General features: G+C 60.9%; 19 protein-coding genes and 1 tRNA gene. 10 read left to right on the forward strand and 10 right to left on the reverse strand.

Annotated features, from left to right (window positions below):
* Positions 1-2: 2 nt before the first annotated feature.
* Positions 3-1,313, reverse strand: a complete 1,311-nt coding sequence (locus HHL09_RS16570) for an NAD(P)/FAD-dependent oxidoreductase (protein WP_169455733.1) — start codon at positions 1,311-1,313, stop codon at positions 3-5.
* Positions 1,314-1,459: 146 nt separating this feature from the next.
* On the opposite strand from HHL09_RS16570, the gene HHL09_RS16575 reads away from it, so the two are divergent.
* The gene (locus HHL09_RS16575; RefSeq protein WP_169455734.1) at positions 1,460-2,302 is read left to right on the forward strand and encodes a hypothetical protein; all 843 of its coding nucleotides are present in this window, start codon (positions 1,460-1,462) and stop codon (positions 2,300-2,302) included.
* A 15-nt stretch (positions 2,303-2,317) separates the two neighbouring features.
* Here the strand turns inward: HHL09_RS16575 and HHL09_RS16580 are convergent, their stop codons facing one another.
* The 3 genes from HHL09_RS16580 to HHL09_RS16590 are packed head-to-tail and all read right to left on the reverse strand — an operon-like array spanning position 2,318 to position 5,344.
* Positions 2,318-3,757, reverse strand: coding sequence for a class I adenylate-forming enzyme family protein (locus HHL09_RS16580; RefSeq protein ID WP_169455735.1), 1,440 nt, complete (start codon positions 3,755-3,757; stop codon positions 2,318-2,320).
* Positions 3,754-5,091 (reverse strand): hypothetical protein, encoded by a 1,338-nt coding sequence (locus HHL09_RS16585; protein WP_169455736.1) that lies wholly within the window; start codon positions 5,089-5,091, stop codon positions 3,754-3,756. Before HHL09_RS16585 ends, HHL09_RS16580 begins: the two co-directional genes overlap by 4 nt.
* Before the next feature lie 10 nt (positions 5,092-5,101).
* A complete protein-coding gene (locus tag HHL09_RS16590) occupies positions 5,102-5,344 on the reverse strand; it encodes an acyl carrier protein (RefSeq protein WP_169455737.1) in 243 nt (80 codons plus the stop codon).
* 133 nt (positions 5,345-5,477) lie between these two features.
* Between HHL09_RS16590 and HHL09_RS16595 the strand changes: the two genes are divergently transcribed.
* Entirely contained in the window at positions 5,478-6,290 is an 813-nt protein-coding gene (locus HHL09_RS16595; RefSeq protein ID WP_169455738.1) for a lipid II flippase family protein, read from the forward strand.
* 11 nt (positions 6,291-6,301) lie between these two features.
* Here HHL09_RS16595 and HHL09_RS16600 read toward each other — a convergent pair whose 3' ends face one another.
* Positions 6,302-6,811 carry a glycine cleavage system transcriptional repressor gene (locus HHL09_RS16600; protein WP_169455739.1) on the reverse strand — a complete coding sequence of 170 codons (510 nt, stop codon included), beginning with the start codon at positions 6,809-6,811 and terminating at the stop codon, positions 6,302-6,304.
* 135 nt (positions 6,812-6,946) lie between these two features.
* Here HHL09_RS16600 and HHL09_RS16605 point away from each other — a divergent pair, with 135 nt between their 5' ends.
* The 4 genes from HHL09_RS16605 to HHL09_RS16620 all read left to right on the forward strand — a co-directional run bounded on the left by HHL09_RS16605 (position 6,947) and on the right by HHL09_RS16620 (position 12,771).
* Entirely contained in the window at positions 6,947-7,552 is a 606-nt protein-coding gene (locus HHL09_RS16605) for a hypothetical protein (protein ID WP_169455740.1), read from the forward strand.
* Between the two features lie 84 nt (positions 7,553-7,636).
* Positions 7,637-7,729, forward strand: a tRNA-Ser gene (locus tag HHL09_RS16610).
* Positions 7,730-8,370: 641 nt separating this feature from the next.
* On the forward strand, positions 8,371-11,433 hold the full coding sequence (locus HHL09_RS16615) for a glycoside hydrolase family 95 protein (protein WP_169455741.1): 3,063 nt from the start codon (positions 8,371-8,373) through the stop codon (positions 11,431-11,433).
* A gap of 75 nt (positions 11,434-11,508) precedes the next feature.
* Positions 11,509-12,771 carry a glycoside hydrolase family 99 protein gene (locus tag HHL09_RS16620; protein ID WP_169455742.1) on the forward strand — a complete coding sequence of 421 codons (1,263 nt, stop codon included), beginning with the start codon at positions 11,509-11,511 and terminating at the stop codon, positions 12,769-12,771.
* 109 nt (positions 12,772-12,880) lie between these two features.
* Here the strand turns inward: HHL09_RS16620 and HHL09_RS16625 are convergent, their stop codons facing one another.
* From HHL09_RS16625 to HHL09_RS16635, 3 genes are all read right to left on the reverse strand, one after another.
* The gene (locus HHL09_RS16625; protein WP_169455743.1) at positions 12,881-13,555 is read right to left on the reverse strand and encodes a DUF4198 domain-containing protein; all 675 of its coding nucleotides are present in this window, start codon (positions 13,553-13,555) and stop codon (positions 12,881-12,883) included.
* 18 nt (positions 13,556-13,573) lie between these two features.
* Positions 13,574-14,083 carry a hypothetical protein gene (locus HHL09_RS16630; RefSeq protein WP_169455744.1) on the reverse strand — a complete coding sequence of 170 codons (510 nt, stop codon included), beginning with the start codon at positions 14,081-14,083 and terminating at the stop codon, positions 13,574-13,576.
* Positions 14,084-14,162: 79 nt separating this feature from the next.
* Positions 14,163-17,234: a PAS domain S-box protein gene (locus tag HHL09_RS16635; protein ID WP_169455745.1), complete on the reverse strand. Its 3,072-nt coding sequence runs from the start codon at positions 17,232-17,234 to the stop codon at positions 14,163-14,165.
* 203 nt (positions 17,235-17,437) lie between these two features.
* Here HHL09_RS16635 and trpB point away from each other — a divergent pair, with 203 nt between their 5' ends.
* From trpB to HHL09_RS16650, 3 genes are read left to right on the forward strand one after another with little or no spacing between them, the layout of a single operon-like run.
* Positions 17,438-18,643, forward strand: a complete 1,206-nt coding sequence (trpB, locus tag HHL09_RS16640; RefSeq protein ID WP_169455746.1) for a tryptophan synthase subunit beta — start codon at positions 17,438-17,440, stop codon at positions 18,641-18,643.
* A 52-nt stretch (positions 18,644-18,695) separates the two neighbouring features.
* Positions 18,696-19,739, forward strand: coding sequence for an NF038122 family metalloprotease (locus HHL09_RS16645; protein ID WP_169455747.1), 1,044 nt, complete (start codon positions 18,696-18,698; stop codon positions 19,737-19,739).
* A 56-nt stretch (positions 19,740-19,795) separates the two neighbouring features.
* Entirely contained in the window at positions 19,796-20,542 is a 747-nt protein-coding gene (locus HHL09_RS16650; RefSeq protein ID WP_169455748.1) for a hypothetical protein, read from the forward strand.
* A gap of 15 nt (positions 20,543-20,557) precedes the next feature.
* On the opposite strand, the gene queC is transcribed toward HHL09_RS16650, so the two are convergent.
* Together queC and queF are read right to left on the reverse strand one after the other, a co-directional pair.
* Positions 20,558-21,238 carry a 7-cyano-7-deazaguanine synthase QueC gene (queC, locus tag HHL09_RS16655; protein WP_205760864.1) on the reverse strand — a complete coding sequence of 227 codons (681 nt, stop codon included), beginning with the start codon at positions 21,236-21,238 and terminating at the stop codon, positions 20,558-20,560.
* A 16-nt stretch (positions 21,239-21,254) separates the two neighbouring features.
* Complete coding sequence (queF, locus tag HHL09_RS16660) at positions 21,255-21,659, reverse strand: preQ(1) synthase (RefSeq protein WP_240963644.1); 405 nt, start codon at positions 21,657-21,659, stop codon at positions 21,255-21,257.
* 95 nt (positions 21,660-21,754) lie between these two features.
* Between queF and HHL09_RS16665 the strand changes: the two genes are divergently transcribed.
* A complete protein-coding gene (locus HHL09_RS16665) occupies positions 21,755-22,885 on the forward strand; it encodes a DUF6607 family protein (protein ID WP_169455750.1) in 1,131 nt (376 codons plus the stop codon).
* The last annotated feature ends 4 nt before the right edge of the window (positions 22,886-22,889 follow it).

A 22,889-nucleotide genomic window follows, 5' to 3' on the forward strand; every position in this document is an offset into this window, starting at 1 on the left:
GCTCACCCGGTTTGCTTGGCGGGGCCTTCGGGAAGCACGGAGTAGAATGCGGGCGGCTTGCAATCGTGGAGCATGTATTGCCGCATGAAGCGGACGAGGCCGCGGCTGTATTTCCGGCGTGTGAAGGCTCCGGATGCCATCGAGGCAATGTGCTTGGTCATGTGCCGCTCCATGAAGCCGATGCCCGGCCAGCCCTTGAAGCGGGCGGAGAACTTCGTGCCGGTCTCGAAGAGGGCGAAGATGCCGCCGTCATAGAAGTGGCGGATGAGTTCACGCCAGCTCTCATGCCAATCGTGAAGCTCTTCTTCGGCTGCCTTGAAGCCCGCGGCCATCAGGTTCGGCTGGTTGAGAACGGCCTTTCCCTTCGAGAAAACGTGCTCGTCGAAGAGCCGCGCGGACTCGAGGGCCATGAAAAGGCCGGGTGAAAGCATGGGGTCCACGAAGCCGAAGGAATCGCCGCACGACGCCCAGCCGGGACCGTGACCACGATCCGAGACCAGCTGGTAGTTCGTGTAAGTCATCACCGGCGTCACGCGGCGTGCGTTTTTCGAGTGCTCACGGAGCAGCGGCTCGTTTTTCAGTGCGTAGTCGAGGCGTTCCTCCGGCGTCTCGCCATAGGTCTTCGCCGCGTCCTTGTGAACGACGATCCCGACCGAAAGGCGGCCGGGCAGCGGAATGCGCCAGCTCCAGCCATGGTCGAGGATACTTATGACAACCTGACCGGCAGGTTCGAAGTCGTGATGGAAGTTTTCGAAGTGTGCGAAGTAGGCAACATCGCTGCGTTCTCCGCTCTTCGCGCCGATTCCCAGCGTGCGTGCGAAGACCCGGGCGCGGCCGGTGGCATCGATGAGAAAGCGCGGATGCTCCGTTAGTCCGGCGGCAGCGAGGGTCTCCGGGATGAGCTGGATCTCGCGATCTCCCTCGCCTTTCTCGACCGTGGCGCGATGAGTGATGAATTTGACGCCGAGTTCCTCCGCGCGTTCGCGAAGTGTGTCGTCGAATTGCGGGCGCGGGATGTTGTAGGCGTAGGTTGGCAGGAATTCCGCGATCGGCCCGAAGTGGAAATCGATCCGGCTGCCTTCACGGTGGAGGAAGCTGACACCCGGCTTGTGCTGCGAATAGGAGGCCACCCTTTCTTCGATTCCCAAGCGGCGCATCACCGGCACCGTGGCAGGAACGAGGGATTCGCCAACCAACAAGCCGGGGCGTTTTGCATCGTCGAAGACGAGGACTTTGAAGCCGCGCTGGGAGAGGAGGGCAGCAAGCGTGGAGCCGGCAGGTCCGGCACCCAGGATCGCGAGGTCGGGCGTCATTCGTGCGGAGAATTTCCCAGCGTGACCGCTTCGCGAAGCGAAAAACCCCGGGATGCATCGATGGTGGCAAATTTGCGGAGGACTTGCTAAGAAAGATCCTCGTCCCGGGTCTCTGCTACTGAACCTTCAACCGGATTTGTTCCGCCATGAAAGCGTCACGTATCGCGATCTTCGCTGTCATGCTGCTGGGAATCGTGTTTCTCGCCATCGAGAACCTGCGGCTGAAAGCGAAGGTGGCAGGGCTGGAATCCGGAAAATCGCAGGTGCTGCAGGATGCTTTGCCGGTCCGTCAGAAGACCCAGCCACCTCCTCTTTCTCCATCAGGAAGTGAAGCCGCCCAAGCGAAGCAGGGTCCCCTGTCTTCGAAACCATCTTTGCCGAATGGGAAGGTCGAGCAGCGGATGGAGAAGGACCGGAGAGTGGTGGAGGATGAGGAGGCGAGGCTCGAGTCCATGAGGCAATCGCAGGTGGCCGAAACCTCAGCCTTGTCTTTGGCGCTGAAGTCGGCGCAGAGGGAAAAGATCGAACATTGGACCGGAGGCGACAAGCGGAGCTGGGGCCACGAGCAAGCAGCAGGAAGTCCGGATACCGATGCGGCGGGCGATATTCCCTCGGCTTGGGCATCGAAGGCACCGGATGGCGGGGAAGAGTGGATCAAGCTCGACTACGATCGCTTCGTGGAGCTGGACAAGGTGAGCGTGGTGGAGAGCCACAATCCGGGCGCGATCAGCAAGGTGGTCGCGGTGCTTTCAGATGGAAATGAAGCGGTGATCTGGGAAGGGCAGATGGATGCATCCGAGCAGAACGAGCTGGTGGTCTCGGATTTTCCCGTCGTGAAGGATCTCCGGGCGCGGAGCGTGAAGGTGTATCTTGATACGACCCGCGTGCCGGGGTGGAACGAGATTGATGCGGTGCAACTGGTGGGGAAGGACGGGAGCAAACAGTGGGCGAGCGCTTCTTCGTCGAGCAGCAGCTATGCAGACCCGTGAGGAGGAAACACGGCACTAGCTTACCCGCTTCAGCTTTCCCGAGGCAGTAAGCGGCAAGGATTCCACCACCTTGAATTGCATGGGCACCTTGTAGGCGGAAAGAAGGGTGCGGCAGTAGCGCTGGAGTTCGATCGCCTTTGGCGGGAGCGCGGGGTCGCTGGGGATGATCTCGGCGATGGGGATTTGTCCCATCTGCGGATGTTCGCGACCGAGGACGCGGCTGCGAATGATGCCCGGGTGCTCATTGAGCACCCGTTCAACTTCCTCGGGGAAGACCTTCATGCCAGCGACGTTGATCACGGATTTCTTCCGGCCCATGAGGAAAAGGTCGCCATCTTCATCCCTCCGCACCAGATCGCCGCTGGCAAACCAGCCATCATTGAGGTGGGTGGGATTCCACGGCACCAGATAGGCATCTAACAGGCCCGGGCCGCGGACGTGAAACTCACCAGGCTCGCCATCCGGAGCTTGGAGGCCTTCCTCATCGAGCAGGGCCACCTCGTAAGATGGGAGTGGCCTTCCAAGTGAGGTGGGCTTGCTTCCCGCCGCCTCCAGATTGAGGACGGAGAGGCCGACCTCGATGATGCCGAGTCCTTGGTGCAGGGGTTTGGCAAAACGCTTCTCGAAGGCGATCGCGGTGGGCTCTGGCAGGGCGGCTGCAGTGGCTACGGCGAGACGCAAGGAAGGCCACATGAAGCCGCTCTTGTCCCCGGAGAGCATCGCGAAATGAAAGGGCGAACCATAGATGACGGTTGCTTCCTCTCGTGCAGCGGTGGCCAGGATGTCCTCGCGGAGAGGCGAGTGTTCCAGCACCGTGGTCGCTCCGAAATAAAGGTAGAGCACGATCGATACCGCGAAGTGATGCGCCATCGGCAGCATCCACAGGACGCGATCCTGCTGCCCGATCCGCAGGCCTTCATTCGCGGCGGTAATGCGCGCGAGGAGTGTCTCATGGGAGAGCACCACGCCCTTGCTGGTGCCGGTGGTGCCGGAGCTGAAGCGGATGAAGGCTGGATTGAGCGCTTGGAATCCGTCCTCCGGAAACAAGAGGGTGCCCGATGCGCAGCGGTGCAGTTTCCAGCCGGTACCATCCGATTCGGAAGCAGCGACGACGGTTTCCTCACCGTGCCACGGCAAGTCATCGGCTGCGAGGATCAGGTCCAGTGCGGTGATGGATGCGATCTCCGTGCGCTCGCTTTCCGTGAGTTCCTCTGCCAAGGGAACCAAGCAGGCATCGGCGAGCAACAAACCCATCGAAAGCACGATGTAGGAGACGCCATTCGGGCATTGCAGGCCGACCCGCGGGATGCGACCGGGGCTGCCGTGCGCGCGCATGATGGTCGCGATCTGCCGGGCTTGATCGAAAAGCTCGCCGTAGGTAACGCGCCGCTCGCCGCTGGTGACGGCGACGGTCGCGGGGTCATGGCGACGGGCAATTTCCTCGATCAGATTCACGGCAGGGGTGCTCCCAGGTCTTCAGAAAGTGTCTCCTTCAGCAGTTCCAGTTCCAGCGGGGAGAGGCAGCCGTCCTTCCATGAGAGCGTGAGGGCAAGCTGCCCTTCATGCTCGGAAAAGAAAATGCCGATTCCCGGCGGCGCACTTACCGAGGGCACGTGGTAGCCATTGGCAATCCGGCAGCCGAACATCGAATCGACGCCGGGAAGAAAGGCTCCGGTGTGCGAATGGAAGAGGCTGCAGATTTCCCCGCGCATGTAGATGAAGGCCGGCAGATTGTAAAAACGGGAGGGGCAGCGCTCCATCATGCGCATGAGGGCATGCATCGCCACGGGCAGCTTCCTCCGCATGAAGTCCGCGTATTTGCGGTAGAGCGCGCTGGTAGCAGGCTTCAGCTCTGCCAGGTCGTCCGCGGTGAGCAGGACGGTGTAGGGCGTCATGTGATTGCTGAAGAGCGGGCGTTTGGCGGGGTCGCTCTGGCGCTGGACGGGAAGCGTGAGGAGGATCGACGCTTCTTCGTCGGGAAAGCGGGCGGAGATCACCGCCTGCACCGCACGTGCCGCGCACGATGCAAAGTACGGGAGAAGTAGTAGCTCGCCGGCGGTGGCAGCCATCTTCGCGCGGATGGCTGCCGTCTCCGCCCTGTCAAAGGTGGTCACGTGGAAGCGGCTCTTTCCCGGGCGTGCGCCCTTGCGGTGCAGGGAGCGCGGGCGCCACTTGGGGAACTTCCGCATTTCCTCGATCATCGGGTAGGCTTGCTTGTAGAGCTCCGAGACCGGACTCGCGTGCGTGGCTGCGGGCGGGGATTCGGCGGAGAGGTTGGCCTCGGCGGCCAGCAGTTGCAGCAGCTTCGTCATGCCCACGGCATCCATGAGCGAGTGGCTCCATGCCAGCACCAGTGCCCACCGGGCGGTGGAGAGGGGAAGGACATGGAAGATAAGATTCGGACCCGAAGCGTGGATATCGATATCCGTGCCATTGATCACTTGCCCGATGAGCTCATCGAGGGAAGGGATGCCTTCACCTGCGGTGGCGGCACCCGGCAGATGCCAGAGCTTCACCGGCACCGCTTCGCGCGAAGCGAGGTCGGTGCGCCAGCGGGCGATCCAGTCCTTCTTGCTGCGTTCGTTCCTCGCATGGAGGATGGGGTGGTTTTTTCCCAGCTTCTCCGCGACCCGCCGGATCCGCTCCAAATCGGGCGTGCCCTCCAGTTCTAACACGGTGGCGGCCAGATGTCTCCCTTGGGATGTCCGGCGCATCAGGCTTTCCAAGCCGAGCAGGAAGCCATCGCTGCACGTGGTGTGCAGGGCGGGGGAAGTCGGGGAGGCCGGCACGGTTCGGAAGTCAGCGGCTGGCGGCGGCCTGTTTCCCGGCGACAAGGGCGGCAATCTTTTCGCCGGTGGAGAAATTCTCGCGGGACAGATCGGCCGGATCGATGGCCACGGCGAACTTTTCCTCGATGGCGAGAAGGAGCTGCATGATGCCCATGGAATCAAGTCCCGCAGCGAAGAGATCACTCTGCGGGGTCAGCGGGTCCGACGTATCGAGGATTTCGGTGCGAACGATTTCGATCAATTCCTGTTCCATGCGGCGGGGGGAGCATAAGGCGAGAATCGGAGCGTTCAATACCACGTTCGATGCCTTTGAGCGGAAGGGTTGCACCGGGGCCCGGATTGACTGCGGCGGGGGCGCGGGCTAAAGGGCCCGCAGTTTTCGCGGGATGTCGATCTACTACCTCTGCTTTTTCACGGCGGTCATCCACCTGATCGCGACGCTTTCCTACGGGGTGCGCATCGCTGGTGCCCGGACGGGCAAGGTGGCCTTCTGCCTTTCCATCTTCAACATCCTGGTCCTGGTCTCGCGGACCTCGAACACGTTGCTGACGCCGACCCTCTCGAAGCGGGTGGAAGTGGCGGTCGAGCGAACGCCGGATGCAGCGGCTGCCATTTTGAGCCATGATTTCCAGCTGCTCATGCTGTCGGCCAGCGTCGCCACCTTGGTGGGAGCCACGCTGATCCCGAGCTTCCAGCGTTACATGACCAGCGTGGTCGGCTCATTCGATCGTTTCCCATCGCTGCCACGGATGGTGAAATTTGCCCTGAGCAAGCCCGGGATTGCCGCGCTCGGTTCTGCCGCGGCCGTCCCTTCGAAGGCAAACTTTGGTTTCCTCGGTACCGCCTACCGTTTGCCGTGGAATATCTTCACGATGAACGTGATCGGATCCGGCCTGCTGGCCACGGGGGTCCTGAGTTCGCTCTACGCCGGGGTCTTCGCCCCGGAGTTGCGGATGACCACCTCGAACTTGTCGGCGGTGGTGAATTTCGCGGGCACGATCATGCTTTTCGCCTTTGTGGATCCCTATCTGTCCTACGTGACCGATGGGGCTGCGAAGGCCAGCGAGGGCGACGCAAAATTGCGCGCCGCGGTCTTCGGGATGGCCGGGAGCCGTTTGTTGGGAACCGTGCTTGCTCAGGTGCTGATGATCCCCGGAGCCCAGTTGATCGTCTGGATTGCAAAGATCATCCCCTCCTGAATGGGGCTGGTCTAGCGGTCGATCGAAACTGAAAGATCCGGTCCCAGTTGCTCGATCGCGGCAATGAGGGCGGCCGGATCGGCATCCGCGGCCAAGGAAACCAGGCCTTGGGCGTGGAAAATCGGGTGGCCGGCCATGGGGGCACTTTCGAGCGAGGTCGAGAGGTCTTCCACGTTTCCGCCGGCCCCGGCGATGGCGGCGGAGAGGGCGCGGATGATGCCGGGCCGGTCATTGCCGACGATGTCCAAGGAGAGGGTTTCGCGCGCGGGGCCGCTAGCTGCTTCTTCGCGGCGAGCCTGCACGGAAATCCCCTGGCTTTCCAAGGTCGCTAAGTCACCCAGCAGGCCGTCCACGTGCGAAGCCGGGCACTCGACGCGCAGAATGCCCGCGAACTGGCCGGCCAGATGAGCCATCCGGCTTTCCTGCCAGCTACCGCCATGGGCGGCGATGGTTTCGGAAAGGGCGGCGACGAGGCCGGGGCGGTCCGCAGCGAGGACGGTCATGACGACGGAGGCGTTCATGACCATCATCCAAGCATCCTGCGAACGAAGGCGTCAGTTCTTTTTTGAAATTCTGAGGTTTTCTTTAAGAAAAAATGAACGTTGACCCGTTGTGAATAATTCACTTACACCATGGACTAACTTTAGCTCCAAGCTGTGATCCTACCCGATAACCTTAGTCCTCTGCCGGTTCTCCCGAAGGGCGAAGATCCGGCGAATCCCCCCGCTGCCTTTGAGGATTTTGTCCTCGCTGGCGACGTGCGGAATGTGCTGCTGGGCGGTCGCGCCGAGCTACAGGTGGAGTGCCTTCCTGCGGAGGACTTCGATTCCTTTGCCGGTCGCGCGGATGTGCCTTATCCGCGGAGCGCGGCTTTTTCCCGAACTGCGGCCGAACCCGAGCTGCGGATCCCGGACATGGTGCTTGAGCCGCGGACCATCCACCCGGCCTTCGACGTGCTGCCTCCCTTTTCCCGCCGGGCGGCGCCGCCGCGGAATGAAGGGGCGGTCGATTGTGAGGCCACCTTTGGAGGCTCCCGTCTGACGGATCGTTGGTGGATCATCGGCATGGGAATTGCCGCTGCCGCAGTGCTCTTTTCCGGGACTTTGGTGGATTTCATTTCCCGGGAAGCCGTGCGCCGTTCCTTGTCAAAGGCGGGAGCTTCCCCGGAAGTGGTGCGTGCCGTGCAGGCCCCGCATGTGCCGAAAGAGAGCGGTGCCAAGCAATCGCTCGCAGCCTCCGCAGACAAAGACGAGGAGGAATGACTTTTTGGAGCCGTGCGGAAATGCAGTGATCCGAAGCTTTACAAGCGGCTCCTCACTGTTAATTTCCCGGCCCCAGCCGCTAAAGGAGAGATGGCTGAGCTCGGTTTAAGGCACTCGACTCGAAATCGAACGTAGGCTTAAAACCTACCGAGGGTTCGAATCCCTCTCTCTCCGCCACCTTTCGTCAAAACGGCCTGCATGAATATGCAGGCCGTTTTTCGTGGAGGATTTGAAGGTCGACCAGCCTGAGCCGAGGCTAAAGTCGTATGGATCGTTGTCGCGAAAGCTGGGTGATCTTTGTGGCAAGGCCCTGATTTGTTGCGGCTTGGAACGCGTCAAGGCGAGACAGGCCTGCTAGGACCGTCGCGTTGCACGGCGCTTGTTACCCTAACAAGAAGGTGGCATTGCCGGGATGGCATGATGGTTTTTGTGTTGCGAATTCTATAAGTATTTACAATATTATCCCGGCGCATTGGGTGTTTGGTGATGTCACCTCTTTCGGGGACATTTTGCGCGCCCACGGGTGGTGGTATTTGGGTAAATCATTGTAATTTAAAGGGGTGGGTATGGTTTGAATTCTATTCCCATATTCTCGGGGCAAACTCCGTTCTTATCAAAACAGATTCGGGGGCGTAGGGAGAAACAACTCCGTCGAAGTGCGGCTCTCAAATCGAGTTATCCAATGGTTCCCGGCAATAACCCATTTCTGTGAATCGATTGAAGGAGCTCATCGAAACCACATTCAAGAGGGCGGTACCCAAATTCCGGGTGCCGGTTTCATTCCCACGCTTTCGCCATCAAACCCGACAGAATAAAACATGAGCGTCCTCCATCACCTCCGAACTTCCGGCAAGCGCCGCTGGGCCACTTGCATCGGCTTGGCGCTGGTACTTCCGGTTGCGGCCCAATCCGATCGCAACGGCCGCGGCAATGGCGATCAGCGCAATATTCTCGACCAGGACGATCTTGTCCAAGGGTTGAGCAACACCTCGAAAGGGGATGCGAATAGCCTCTCCACCTCGGACGATAGCAGTGCCCAAGAGTCGGTGGCCAATGCGGTGGATGGGAGCCCGTCCTCGAAGCACTATTCGAAAGCGAAAAACAGCGGCCTCGTCGTTGCTCCTGGCTTGGGGCCGAGCATCGTGACGGGCTTTCGCTTTGCCACGGGAAACGACATGCCCGGGCGGGATCCGGTCCAGATCACCATCGAAGGCTCGAACAGCCCGGAATCGTCGAAGTCGGGCGCGAAGGACTTCAAGCTGATCTATGAAGGTCCCAGCGGTTTGGAGGGACAGACGAACCGGCAGCGTTGGGGTGAGGGGATTCGTTTCAACAACACAACCGCGTACTCGAGCTACCGCATCCTTGTGAGCCAATCCCGCGAAACCGGGGGCGGAACGCAGTATGGTGAGATCCAGCTTTTCGGAGGCCCGCAGAAGGAAGGGCAGGCGCGAGTGGTCTATGCGAAGCCTGCGACCGAGCGCGATCGAATCGACGGGCGTTGGTCGGACCGCGCCCAAGTTTCGGGGAAGGAGGCTGCGATCCCGGCAGGAGACAAGCTCCTCTGGTACCGGCAACCCGCGAAAGTTTGGGAGGAAGCACTTCCCCTCGGTAATGGAAGGCTGGGCGCGATGGTATTCGGTGGCGTTGCCGACGAGAGAATCCAGCTGAACGAAAGTTCGCTTTTCGACGGCTTTCCCTTGGATGCCAGCAATCCGAATGCACTCAAGGCCCTGCCGGATGTGCAAAAGCTGATCTTCGACGGCAAGAATGCCCAAGGTGAGAAGCTCGCGGGATCCACAATGATGGGACAACCCCAGGGCGTGAAACCCTATCAGTCGCTCGGAGAGCTGTGGATTGAGTCTCCCGGCATCAAGGCCGTGTCGGAGTATGTTCGCTTCCTCAATCTCGACGAGGCCATGAGTCGCGTCTCGTACGTGAGCGAAGGAACGAGGTTTCACCGGGAAGCGTTCATCTCGGGGCCGGCCAACACGATGATCGTTCGCTACGTGGCCGACAAACCGAAGTCGATCAACCTGAAGATGACCTTCAAGCGCGAGAAGGATGCTGTCTGCAAGGCATCCTCAAGCTCATCCAACGCGATCGTCCTGGAGGGCCAGATTGACCGGAAGGATTCCTCTGGAGACCAAAAGGGTCTCAAGTTCGCCGCGCAAGCCACTGCCGTGGCGGAGGGGGGAACAGTGTCCAACAAGGATGGGATGCTTACGGTGAGCGGTGCGAGCTCCCTCACTCTCTACGTTTCGGGGGCTACCGGTTTCCCTGGCTTCAAGGGGGTCACCGAGGTGTTCGAGAAGGACATTTCCGGAGCGAGCTATTCTCCGGACAAGGCCGATCCGATTGCTGCTTGTGCTGCCACGATCGCGAAGGCTTCGGCGAAGAGCTATGATGCCTTGCGGTCCGAACACGTGAAGGACTATCAGGACTACTTCAACCGCCTGAGCCTCGACCTGACGCCGGGCAAGGACGAGAAGGCCTCGCTGCCCACCAACGAGCGGCTGGCCGCCTTCAAAGGCAATCCGACGGACGCCGGCCTCGCGGAGCTCTACTTTTCGTTCGGGCGTTACCTGCTCATCAGTTCCTCGCGGCCGGGTGCCATGCCGGCGAACCTGCAGGGTCTGTGGGCGTGGCAGATGAATCCGCCATGGAATGCGGATTACCATACGAACATCACCGTTCAGATGAATTACTGGCCCTCGGAGATCACCAATCTTTCCGAGCTCCACCTGCCCTTGTTCGATCTGATGGATGGCTTGGTGGTTCCCGGCGGCCGTGTGGCCAAGGTGAACTATGGTGCCGGTGGCTGGGTCGTCCACCACTTGACCGATGCCTGGGGCTTTGCGGCACCTGCGGATGGACCGCAGGGTATCTGGCCGGTCGGCGCTGCCTGGCTCGCCGCGCACCCGTGGCAACACTACCAGTTCACACAGGACCGTGAGTTCCTGAAGGCTCGTGCATGGCCGCTGATGAAGGGCGCGGCGCGGTTCATCCTCGATTTCCTCGTGGAGGCACCGCCGGGCTCCTTGGTTGCTGGCAAGCTGGTGACCAATCCATCCTATTCGCCGGAGAACACCTTCATCATGGCCGATGGGACACGGGCGGAGTTCACCTATGGAGCGACGATGGATTTGATGATCGTGCACGAGCTCCTCACCAACTGCATCGCCGCAAGTAAGGAGCTGGGAGCGGATGAGGACTTCCGTGGGGAGTGCGAGAAGGCCCTGGCCAAGCTTGCGCCGGTGCGCATCAGCGAGAAGACCGGTCTGATCCTGGAATGGATCGACGACTATCAAGAGACCGATCCGCATCACCGCCATACCTCGCATCTTTACGGCCTGCATCCGTCCAACATGATTACCAAGGCCACGCCCGAGTTGTTCGAGGCGGCACGCAAGGTGCTCGATCGCCGCGGTGACGGAGGAACCGGCTGGGGACTGGCTTGGAAAATCAACATGTGGACTCGCCTGGGTGATGGCGAACGTGCCCATGGCCTGCTGGTGAATCTGCTGAAGGATAAGACCTTGCCGAATCTCTTCGACGATCATCCGCCCTTCCAGATCGACGGGAACTTCGGTGCGACGGCTGCGATTGCGGAAATGTTGCTTCAAAGCCAGATTCAGGATTCCGAGGGCGTCTATGAATTCCAGATCCTGCCGGCGCTTCCACCCGAATGGAAGGAAGGCTCGGTGAAGGGCCTGCGTGCCCGCGGTGCCTTTGAAGTCGATCTGAAATGGGAGAACGGCAAGGCGACCGATCTGCGGATCACCAGCAAGGGCGGCACCAAGTGCAAGATCCGCCAAGGTGACAAGGTCACCCCGGTCGAGATTGCGAAGGGCGAAAGTAAAACCATCTCATTGCGCTAAGACTGCATTTTTCCAAGCGCGCCGTTCCCAAGGCGGCGCAAACGCGAGTGTCCGTTGCCGACGCTCCCCAAAATCATGAAGACCCAAATCCTCACGTGGGCCGCGCTGGTGGCCACCGCATTGTCGGGGTATGCCCAGAGCAAGCACGCTCCGGACACGAAATACCCGAGCTATGATGGCCTCGCCATGGCCGGATACCAAGGCTGGTTCCGCGCATCCCGGGACGGCACGATGTATCCGGACCCCGGCAAGGTCCGGATCGACATGTGGCCGGACGTTTCGGAATACGAGAAGACCTATCCCACCGGCTTGAAGCACGCCGATGGTAGCACCGCGAAGTTCTTCAATTCATCGGACAAGAGCACGACGGAGCTCCACTTCAAGTGGATGAAGGACTACGGCGTGGACGGTGTCTTCATGCAGCGCTTCTTCAATGCGACCAATCCCAACCAGCGGGAGCGCGGTGTGACCGAGATCCTGCGCAATGCGGTTGAAGCCGCTTCCAAGAACGAACGTGCGATCGCGGTGATGTATGATCTCTCCGGCCTCAGGGGCTCGGATCAGGAGTGCACCCAGCTTATCGACGACTGGAAGTATCTCGTGGATTCGGTGAAGGTCACCAACCCCGAGGGAGCCAAAACCTACCTCCATCATGGCGGCAAGCCGGTGGTCGCCATTTGGGGGGTAGGCTTTCCGGACCGGCCCTACGACATCCGGAAGATCGGCTTGGAGAAGGTCATCGACTTCCTGCACAACGATCCGGAGTACGGCGGATGCGCGGTGATGCTGGGCGTTCCGACCTTCTGGCGAGACCTGAATGCGGATTGCACCAACGATCCGTACCTTCACGAACTCATCAAGAAGTCGGACATCGTCCTGCCATGGATGGTCCAGCGTTTCACCCCGCTGCTCCACAATGACATGGACCGCTACCGCGATGTCATCAAAGAGGACATCAAGTGGTGCAAGGAGAACGGCGTGGATTACGTGCCCTGCGTCTGTCCTGGCTTCAGCTGGCACAATTTGAGCCGCTCGGAATTTCCGGATGACATCAAGCCGCCGGGTTCGATTCCCCGCCAAGGCGGGAGGTTCTATTGGCAACAGATCTTCACTGCCATGAACGCGGGAGCGAACAAGCTCTACATTGCCATGTTCGACGAAGTGAACGAGGGCACTGCCATCTTCAAGGTCACCGACAATCCGCCCGTCAGCGACCAGTGCAAGTTCGTTGGCATGGATGGAAAGCCATCCGATCACTATCTCCGGCTCACCGGTGAAGCGAGCAAGATGCTGCGCAAGGAAAAGCCCCTTACGAAGGAGATGCCCGCGGGGCAGTGAGCCCGCGGGGAATGAACTCCTAACAAAGAAGCTCCTAACAAAGACGGCCCGCAATCGCTTGCGGGCCGTTTTGTGTTTCGAGTGAATCACGCCGGATTGCCCCGGTTGATCAGGGCTTTGCCACGATCCAAGTCAGCGAGGCATTGTGGCTGGCGACGGCGTAGGGCTGGCCGCCAGCGAAGCCGGGGAGCTCTTCACTGTAGCCGGGAACGGTCAGGACCCAGCGACCGGGTTCATCGGTGGTGAATTTCACCACGCCTTCGGCGTCGGTTTTCAGCGGCTTGTGGCTGCCATTCGGTGCGTTGAGTTGGGCCTTGGTGTTGGGAAGCGGCTTGCCGCGGAAGTAAACGCGGGCTTCGCCGGGATTTCCGGTCGGAACGATGTCGAGGGTCAGGGAAGGCTGGCCTGCGGTCTTTTCGCCACCGGCAGGAAGCCATCGGCTGTAGAAGAAGGGGCGACGAGCGGGACGGCCTTCGAAAGCCATCACGGGGAAGACGTTCTCGGCGACGAGGCCTTGATCCGGCTTCGCGGCCCCGAGGGTGAAATGGTCGGACTTCTTTTCGGACGCCAGCGGCTCCGCCTCTTCGGACACCGGCAAGATCGCGGCGACCGGCGTGCTCAATGAATCAAGGTGGCCGGGAGATTTCTCGACTTCGCCATCCAGTTCGCCGAAGCGGACGACGAGGTTGCCGTCCGGACCGGGTTCCACCCACACGGAGTGGGCAAGCGAGACGGAAGCGAGAAGCAAGCTGGCGAGGATGCCGATGCGGAATGATTTCTTCATGCTTACAGGGGGTGAGGGTTAGGCTGCCTTCTTCAGTTGCGGCAGGACACCGGCTTCGATCGCTTTCTTCGCGGCGGCTTCCGGATCTTTCTCCCAAGTGGCCTTCGCCTTCTCATTGAAGAAATAGACCTTCACTCCCTGATACTCGACGGAAGGGCTGGCCGGGGTGATGAGGGTCTTCTGGTGAATGGCGCAGTAGCGCTGTGGCAGCAGTTCGATGGCATCAAGGCCGAGCTCCTTTTCCTTGCCTTTGAACTGCGGCAAGAGGCCGAGTTCGGTCGCGACCTTGACGTAGTAGGAGGCGGCCCTTTCGTCTGCCTTCCAGATGCGCTCGCATTTGCCGCAGCAGAGGGCGACCGCAGTGCCTTTGAAATCGCCCTGATGATCGGATTCGACCTCATCCTCGGTCATCATCGGGCATCGCGTGTTCGCAGGAGTCTCTTCCGCGGGAGCGAGGCCAGGGGACAGAAGAGAGGCGCCGACGATGGCGGCACGGGCGGAGGCTAACAGGGATGAGCGAAATTTCACGCGCACATCCTAGCGCCGCGGATCGATTCCGATCCCGGATGCTTGCGATATTTTGGCGCTTGCTTGCCTAAGTGCGGAATCAGGAAAGCGAGGCTGGCCGCTCCAGCAGCTCGCGGATCGACGCGGGAGTGGCGGGCTTCACCAGATGGTGATCGAATCCAGCCTCCTTGGTCTTGCGGCGGTCCTCGTCCTGGCCCCAGCCGGTCACGGCGACAAGGAGGACGTCCTTGCCCCATACCTGCTGGCGGAGGCGACGGGCGGTTTCCCAGCCATCCATCACGGGCATGCCCAAATCCATGAAGATCACCTGTGGTAGGAATATCTCTGCAAGCTCAAGGCCTTCCTTGCCGTTCTTGCCCACCTTCACGTCGTGGCCCAGGAGTTCGACGACCATGGCGAGGGTTTCAGCAGCGGCCTCGTTGTCATCGACCACGAGCACACGATGGCGCGCGGATTTTCCATTCGCCGCTTCCGCATGACCGGTCGGGTTCGGGGATCCATCGATCATCACTGGCAGCTGGAAGCTGAAGGTGCTGCCCTGGCGCGAGCCATCACTCTCCGCCCGGACGCTGCCGCCGTGCATTTCCACCAGCGATTTCACCAAGGTGAGACCGATTCCGAGGCCTCCGTAATCTGCCCCTCCCGGAGAATCGATCTGCGTGAACATATCGAAGATCCGGTCGAGCATGCCGGCAGGAATGCCGATGCCGTTGTCACGGATCTTCACGGTCACCTCTGAGTCCTCTTGCTCCACTGCCAGCGAGATTTCTCCCGGTCCGTCAGTGTATTTCGCCGCATTGTTCAGTAGGTTGGAAATCACCTGGGCCAGCCGGTGCGGATCCGCGTCGATGAAGACCGGGGCTCCCGGCATCGTGAGGGTGAGGCGGTGGCTCCCTTCCGAGATGACCGGCTGCGAGGCTTCCACCGCGCTGCGGACGACCTCAGCCAGTTCGACACGGCTCTTGCGGAGCTGGAGCTTGCCGCGGGTGATGCGTGAAACGTCCAGCAGGTCGTTCACCAGGATGACCAGTTGTTCGACCTGGCGTTCCATCGTCGAGCGAATGCGCTCGATCGCGGAAGGATTGTTACCCGCCATGCGCATCACTTCCAGACCGGTGCGGATCGGTGCCAAGGGGTTCCGCAGCTCATGGGCCAGCGTGGCGAGGAACTCATCCTTCCTCCGATCCGCGGCGCGCAGGTTTTCCACCAGCCGCCAGCGGAGATAGGCCACCGTGACGTAGTGGGAGATCGTTTCCATGAACTCGATCTCATCCGGCTCGAAGGCGACCCGGGTGCGGCTCGCGAAGGAAAGGGTGCCTAACAATTCGTCTCCGGCGAGCAGTGGATTGCAGGCGTAGGCTTGGATTCCCATGCCCTTCACCAGTTGGACCGCCGGGTGATCGGAGTCTTGGATCGAGCAGGCGACGATCGGCTCGCGACGGGCGGCAACATTCCCGCATATCGCCTGGCCGAATTCCAAGCGAGCCAGCCCGGGCAGCTCGCCTTCCGGAACGCCATGGCAAGAGCGGAGCTCCAAGCCGTCGCCCGCGTCGTTTACCATGAAGTTGAAGAAGGTATCCACCTCCAGCAGCTTGCTGATTTTTCCGAAGACCCGCTGGAGCATCATGTCCGGATCTTCCGCCGTGAGGATGACCGCAGCGGCTTCCCACAGGAGGCGCAAGCGCTGGGCCTGTCGTTCGAGTTGCCGCTCCGTGTTCTTTCGCTCCGTGATATCGACGCAGCTTCCGATGTAGCCGGCGGGTTGTCCCTCCGAGTCCACCAGTCGCAACGCGCTGCCCTGAACCCAGGTGACGGAGCCGTCGGGCTTCAGGAAGCGGAACTCGGAATCAGAAGAGGCCTTGGCCCTTACGGCTTCATCCCAAGCGCCGAGCACGCGTTCGCGGTCATCCGGGTGGATGGCCTTTGTCCAGCCGGTGCCAAGCGCGTGCCTCGCCTCGAGGCCGGCCATCGCGCACCAACTGCCATTCACGAAAAGGGAATCGCCATTTGGTGCGGAAAGGAAGATTCCCACGGGCGCATGGTTGGCGAGAGTGCGGAACTTCTCCTCGCTCTCGCGCAGCAATTTTTCCGAGGCGGCCCGGGCGGTGATGTCCACCGAGACTCCGCAGACTCCCACCGCGGCGCTGTCTGCATCGAGCAGCGGGAACTTGGAGGAAAGGAATTGCCGGTCGCCCACTCGCTCGACCCAGACCACCGGCTTTCCTTCATTGATGACCTGCAGGTCGTGCTCGCGAAGGATGTCCGCAAGTTCCTTGGACACGAGCTCGTGGTCGGTCCTGCCCACCACACTTTCCACCTGGCCGAGGGTGGCACAGGTGATGGGGTTGGCGATCGTGTAGCGTCCCTCGCGGTCCTTGGTAAAGATGGCGACCGGTGCGTTGGTTGCCAGCGCATGGAAGCGTTGCTCGGTGACGCGCAGGGCGGCTTCCGCCTGCTTTAGTTCGGTAACATCATTGAAGTAGAGGTTTACCGAATTTGTGGAGGTTACGGGGGCGATTCGGACCATGTAGATCCGGCCATGGAGATTCACTTCTACCGTGGACTTCTCCCCGCTTTCGATCGCGGCGGTGGTCAGGGCGGTGATTTCCGCCGGAGCTTCCTCGCCAGGGGAAATCTTCCACGCTTCCAGAATCACATCGGCTGCCGGGTTGGCGAAGCCGACGATACTCCCTTCATTCAGGCGGAGAACGGGAGAGGGGTTCTCGAAGGGCAGGCGGCTGGCCAGTTCGCGGTCTTTTTCCTCCAATCGACGCTGGGTGATATCCACCAGCATGTTCACTGCTCCCACCACGTTGCCATCCTCGTCATGAAGCAGTTCCGGATAAGGGATGACGTGGCGGCGTGATCCGTCGGGGCGTTCGACGACGATTTCCTCGCCGCGCACCGCCTTGCCCTCGCGGAGGGTCACGGCCATCGGGCATTGATCTGCCGGGAGAGGTGAACCATCCGGCCGGAAAATCCTGAGGGAGCCGCACCAGCGGGTTTTGCCCGGCACCGGTGCCTCGCCCCACAACTCGACGGCTGAGGCGTTGAAAGTTTCGATAAAGCCGTCGGTCCCGCAGGTATAGATCGCCGCCGGGAGTTTCTGGATCAGATCGACGCTCGCGCGCGATGCTGCAGGGCCGTTCATAGGGAAGGAAAGCGCGGATCGGGCAAGGGGAGCATGTCTCGCACGATAGGGTCAGGGCTTGATAGGGAGGATTTCCGCCGATTCCAATACCATCTTTGAATCATGATAATTTGCAATCTCCCGGCATTCAATGATGGGAGGAGGCAAATTCCCCGGATTTTTCGACTGCCATTGCCTCGCTCCTGTGTTTCCTTCCGGCCGCCATGGCTGCCCTTTCGACCACGCTTCCTGATGCTACCGGACATTTCGGGAAATTCGGCGGGATGTTTGTGCCCGAAACCCTGATGGCTCCGCTTCAGGAGCTTTCCGCCGCGTATGACGCCGCGCGGAAGGATCCGGAGTTCCAGCGCGAGCTTGATGACCTCCTTCAAAACTACGTCGGTCGCCCGACGCCGCTCTATTTCGCGGAGCGATGGACCGAGAAGCTGGGTGGCGCGAAGATTTATCTGAAGCGGGAGGATCTGCTGCACACGGGTGCCCACAAGATCAACAACGCCATCGGCCAGATCCTGCTGGCGAAACGGCTCGGTAAGAAGCGGATCATCGCGGAAACGGGAGCCGGCCAGCACGGCGTGGCGACCGCCACCGTGTGCGCGCGCTTCGGCATGGAATGCGTGGTCTACATGGGTGCCGTGGACATGGAGCGCCAGGCGCTGAACGTGGCCCGCATGCGCCTGATGGGTGCCGAAGTCCGTGCGGTGACGGCCGGTCAGGCGACGCTGAAGGAGGCGGTGAATGAGGCCATGCGCGACTGGGTCGCCACGGTGGATCACACCCACTACATCCTCGGCTCTGCGCTGGGCTCTCATCCTTTCCCGATGATGGTCCGTGACTTCCACCGGGTGATCGGCCTCGAGGCCCGCGAGCAGATTTTGCAGAAGGAAGGGCGCCTGCCCGACCTGCTGGTGGCCTGCGTGGGCGGGGGCTCGAATGCGATCGGTCTCTTCCATCCCTTCCTGCAGGACGAAAATGTCCGCATGGTAGGCGTGGAAGCCGGTGGCCTCGGCATCCTGCCGGAGAAGCACGCGGCCCGCTTCCAAGGTGGCAAGCTCGGCGTTCTCCAAGGGACAAAGACCTGGCTGTTGGCAAATGAGGACGGCCAGATCGAGTTGACCCATTCGGTTTCAGCAGGTCTCGACTATGCTGCGGTCGGTCCGGAGCACGCTTATCTTCAGGACATCGGGCGGGTGGAATACACCTACGCCACCGATGACGAGGCCTTGTCCGCCTTCCGGGAGTTGGCTCATACCGAGGGGATCCTTCCGGCACTGGAGAGTTCCCACGCGATGGCCTACGTCTCGAAGATCGCGGGTAGCCTGCCGAAGGATTCGATCCTGATCGCGAACCTCTCCGGACGTGGAGATAAGGATGTGGAACAGGCAGCGAGATACCTGCTGGGAGGGGTTTGAAACGATTTTTCTGGATACCAAGACCCTGATACTCTAGGGCACTTGATATTCCATGACACCTCGTCTGGCAGCCTCCCTGCTGTTCACCACCCTCTGTCTGCCCGCCCAAGCCCTGAACATCCAACTCAATGCCGCACCCGGCATGGATGCGAATGCCTTGGCGGGATTCCAGATGGCCGCTTCCTATTGGGAAGCCCGGCTACTGGATTCCGTGCAGGTAAATATCGACGTCGATTTCTCCGCTCTTAGCCCGGGTGTTCTCGGCCAAGCGGGATCGGTCCAGGTGCCCGTGCTCGTTTCGGACTTCTACACCGCGTTGATCGGAGATTCGAGCACCTCCTACGACGCGCTTGCGGTGGGCAACTTGCCCTCGCTGACCGGCGGGGGAGGGCTCAGCTTTCTGACCCAGAAGAATACCGAAGGGAGCAGCCTGACGGTAACGTTGGATAACGACGATTCGAGCAACAATCTCTATCTGGCACTGAACAAGGCGAATGCGAAGGCCCTGGGGCTCAGCTCTAGCACCACCGCAGATGCCTCGATCACCTTTAGCAGCGGCTTTTCCTGGGACTTCGATTCCAGCGATGGCGTGGGTGCCGGGCTACAGGATTTCGTCGGTGTGGCCATTCATGAGATCGGCCATGCGCTTGGCTTCACAAGCGGGGTCGACATGGTGGAAATGGGAATCGATGGAATGCCTGGCGGGGATCCGCCTTTCGACGCTCCCTTTGATCTCGATGGCTACGCGGTGTTTTCCTCGCTGGATCTATTCCGCTACAGCTCGGCCGGGGTCTTGGATCTCTCGGTAGGAGCGAATGCTTATTTTTCGTTGGATGGCGGGACTACCAATCTCGCGCCGTTTTCGACGGGCTCTGTCTATGGCGACGGGAACCAGACGAGCCATTGGAAGGATGGCTTGGCGCTCGGAATCATGGACCCGACCGCAAATCCCGCGGGTCAGGTGAATACACCCACCACCTTGGACATGATCGGTTTCGACGTGATCGGGTGGGATCTGAATGACGCGGTGCCGGAGCCGTCCTCTTTGGCGCTGCTGCTGCTCGGTTCCCTGATGTTCGGCCGTCGCCGCCGCTGAACTGAGAGATGACCTCGCCCGGTGATCCAGATGAGTCCCAATCTAAACCAAGACCCGTGTGGACCGAGGCTCTGGTCATCGGATGCCTGCTGGCTGCCGGGCTCGCGGTGCTTCTAGGACTGGGTATCATCCTGCCGAAGGAAAAGGTCCGCTCTCCCCCTTCGCCCGTGCCCGGCCCTCCGCCTGTTCCGGCGGAGAAGTTTGCCTTGGAGGCGTTGGAGAAGTTTTTCGAAGGAGCGAGCTTGGAGGAGAAGCTGCCTTTCGTGAAGGATGCGGGGCGGGTCCGCCCGATGATGGAGGACTATCACGGCAGACGCGGGCATCCCTTTCCCACCATGGGCCGGGTGTCTCCTGGCAGGCTGATGTCGGCGGGATCGCGACAGCTTGTTCTTTTCGAGGTCGAGCCCTTCTCCGGTCCGCGGTATCCGGTGGCGGTGGATTGGGACGGCTTCCGCCATGTGGTCGATTGGGAAAGCCTGACTGCTTATGGGACCATGGATTGGGCGAAATTTGTGGCGGAGAAGCCGCAGGGTGCCCAGACAATGCGGGTGTATGGCTCGGCATTGCCAGCGGATCTGTGGCCCCCGGGGATGAAGAAGGGATGGCGGACTTTCCGGGTGGAGCATCGCGATAGCGATGTGGTGATTCCGGTGGTTGCGAATCCTGAGATTTCGCGGCAGTTGTCGAAGCTTGTGACCGGGAAGCGGGTGCCGCTGACTCTGGAAATCGTGTGGAATCCAGCGGCGGGCGGAGGCGGGAGCTTCGAGGTCCTGCGCTTGGTGGCAGAAGGTTGGAGCCAGTGAGGGAGATTGGCTGCCTCAAGGCGCCGGCGGGATCTCGGGCGTGCTGAGGTATTCCGTGGGGTCTGGAATTCCTGCGAGCAGGAAGGCTTCGCGGCGCTCCACACAGGTGCCGCAGGTGCCGCAATGGATGCTCCCGCCCTTGTAGCAGGACCACGTTTCCGCGAAGTTGATGCCGAGCTCCGCGCCGCGCCGGGCAATGGCGGTCTTGTCCATCGCGATGAAGGGACGCAATAGCTTGATGCGGGCGTAGGTGCCTTCTTCCATGGCGGTGGCCATGCCTTGCATGAAGGGTTCGCGGCAGTCCGGATAGATGGCGTGATCGCCGGAGTGGGCGGCAATTGCCAATGCATCCGCCTCGACGCTTTCCGCGAAGCCGCAAGCGACGGCCAGCATGATGCCATTGCGGAAGGGCACCACGGTGCGTTTCATGTTTTCCTCCGCATAGTGGCCATCCGGGATCTCGCCGCCGCTCTGCAGCAGATCGGAGGCGAAGCATTCGTTCATGAAGCCGAGGTCGATGCTACGATGCGGAATCCCGGCGCGATCGGCATGGAGCTTCGCGAAGGGGATCTCGCAGGCATTGTGCTTCGAGCCGTAGTCGAAGGACAGGGCTGCCACTACCTCGTGCTCGCGCAGCACTTCGTAGAAGGCGGTGACGGAATCCATGCCGCCGCTGAGGAGCACCACGGTTTTCATGATGAAGGAAATCGGATCAGGCCTCGGGGAAGCGTGCTTCGGCGGTCAGCTGAATGCCACCGCGCGGCGAGAACTTGCCGCTCACGATGATCTCCAGCGGATTCATTGCGTTCCGCAGGTCATCGAGCACGCGGTTCACGATTTCCTCGTTGAAGGCGGGCAGGTTCCGGAAGGAGGCGAGGTAGAACTTCAGGGACTTCGTTTCCACGCAGCGTTCTCCCGGCACGTAGCGGATCACCAGATGGGCGGTGTCGGGCTGGCCGGTGACCGGACAGAGCGAGGAAAATTCCGGGCAATCCAGCGTGATCCAGAAGCGGCGGCCCGGGCGGCAATTCGGGAAAGTTTCCAGCGTCGCCTCATCCGGGCTGGCCGGGAGGCGGTTCTCGGAATGGCCGAGGAGGGTCAGTTCGGAAGTGTTCACGCCGCGAGGATGACCCGCCGCGCCGCCGCTGTCCATGGCGGGATACCCGATATCTCGTTGAGGAACTTCCCGCATCGCCTAGCGTAGCCGCCATCATGAAAGCGCGATTTCTTCTCCCTCTGCTCGCCTGGGTCCTCGGGCTCCCCGTTCTGGCCGAAGAAAAGGAAGCCCCGGCTCGGGAGATCAAGGCTGCCCCGGTTTCGGGAGGGCATGTTTTTGCGTGGCCATTCCTGAGCTCGGAGGAAATGAAGCCGCGCGGGGCGACCACGACGGGTTCCGAGGTGACCCTGATGAGCGGCTCGAAGGAGGCATGGAAGCGCTTGCAGGAGCCGGGCTTGGATAAGCTGGAGAAGGACCGCCGCGCGATCCTTGCCTTGGCGGGAAATTATCGGGTGAGCTTCGATTTCACGGAGACCGTCGGGCTCGCGGAGAATTTCAAGCCGACCCGGCCCTACTTTTCCTGGGGTACGGAAAATGTGACCCTGTTGGAAGACCGCGGGAAATTCATCAGTCTTCAGCATTCTCTGGTGATGTATTTCAAGGACGAGAAGGGCGGGGTCAGCGGTCCTCACGTGATGAAGCACTGGCGGCAGGACTGGACCTATGAGGACCCTGAAATGCAGGTCTATCAGGGCGACCTTACTTGGAAGAAAACCGCCACGCCGCAGCCACAAGGCAAATGGACGCAGGCCGTCTTCCAAGTGGATGATTCACCGCGCTATGAGGTGGCCGGCGCATGGAACCACGATGGCGGGCTCTCGATCTGGCGCAGTGACAATTGCCCGCGGCCGCTCCCGCGTCGTGAGTTTTCGATTCGCAAGGACTACAATGTCCTCGAAGGGATCCATGAAATTTCGATCACTCCGAATGGCTGGGTCCACGTGCAGAGCAATCGCAAGCTGCAGGTGAACAAGGATGGCAGCCGCAAGTATGTGGGGCAGGAACTGGGGGTGGATCGTTACGAAGAGATCACCGCGCCTGACCTTGCGACCGGCTTCAACCAATATTGGGCGAAGACCAGTGGCTATTGGAAGGATGTGCGCGAGACCTGGGCCAAGATTCTAAAGGAGAAGGAGAGCTTCACCTTGAAGGATACCTACGATGAGAAGCAGCTCTTCGAGATCCACTTCGAATACGCCGCGGGCTTGGAGGAGGCGGAGAAGCCGGATCCGGCTGCGGATCTGAAGCACGCGCAGGAAACCATCGGGCACTTCCTGGAGCCCTGATCTG

Origin of the sequence: Luteolibacter luteus, from assembly GCF_012913485.1 — a bacterium.
Lineage (GTDB): Bacteria > Verrucomicrobiota > Verrucomicrobiia > Verrucomicrobiales > Akkermansiaceae > Haloferula > Haloferula lutea.

Coding starts and splice junctions, on each gene's coding strand:
- HHL09_RS16570 (WP_169455733.1), bottom strand. CDS start 1,313: ATGACGCCCGACCTCGCGATCCTGGGTGCCGGACCTGCCGGCTCCACG.
- HHL09_RS16575 (WP_169455734.1), top strand. CDS start 1,460: ATGAAAGCGTCACGTATCGCGATCTTCGCTGTCATGCTGCTGGGAATC.
- HHL09_RS16590 (WP_169455737.1), bottom strand. CDS start 5,344: ATGGAACAGGAATTGATCGAAATCGTTCGCACCGAAATCCTCGATACG.
- HHL09_RS16595 (WP_169455738.1), top strand. CDS start 5,478: ATGTCGATCTACTACCTCTGCTTTTTCACGGCGGTCATCCACCTGATC.
- HHL09_RS16600 (WP_169455739.1), bottom strand. CDS start 6,811: ATGAACGCCTCCGTCGTCATGACCGTCCTCGCTGCGGACCGCCCCGGC.
- HHL09_RS16615 (WP_169455741.1), top strand. CDS start 8,371: ATGAGCGTCCTCCATCACCTCCGAACTTCCGGCAAGCGCCGCTGGGCC.
- HHL09_RS16620 (WP_169455742.1), top strand. CDS start 11,509: ATGAAGACCCAAATCCTCACGTGGGCCGCGCTGGTGGCCACCGCATTG.
- HHL09_RS16625 (WP_169455743.1), bottom strand. CDS start 13,555: ATGAAGAAATCATTCCGCATCGGCATCCTCGCCAGCTTGCTTCTCGCT.
- HHL09_RS16635 (WP_169455745.1), bottom strand. CDS start 17,234: ATGAACGGCCCTGCAGCATCGCGCGCGAGCGTCGATCTGATCCAGAAA.
- trpB (WP_169455746.1), top strand. CDS start 17,438: ATGGCTGCCCTTTCGACCACGCTTCCTGATGCTACCGGACATTTCGGG.
- HHL09_RS16645 (WP_169455747.1), top strand. CDS start 18,696: ATGACACCTCGTCTGGCAGCCTCCCTGCTGTTCACCACCCTCTGTCTG.
- queC (WP_205760864.1), bottom strand. CDS start 21,238: ATGAAAACCGTGGTGCTCCTCAGCGGCGGCATGGATTCCGTCACCGCC.
- HHL09_RS16665 (WP_169455750.1), top strand. CDS start 21,755: ATGAAAGCGCGATTTCTTCTCCCTCTGCTCGCCTGGGTCCTCGGGCTC.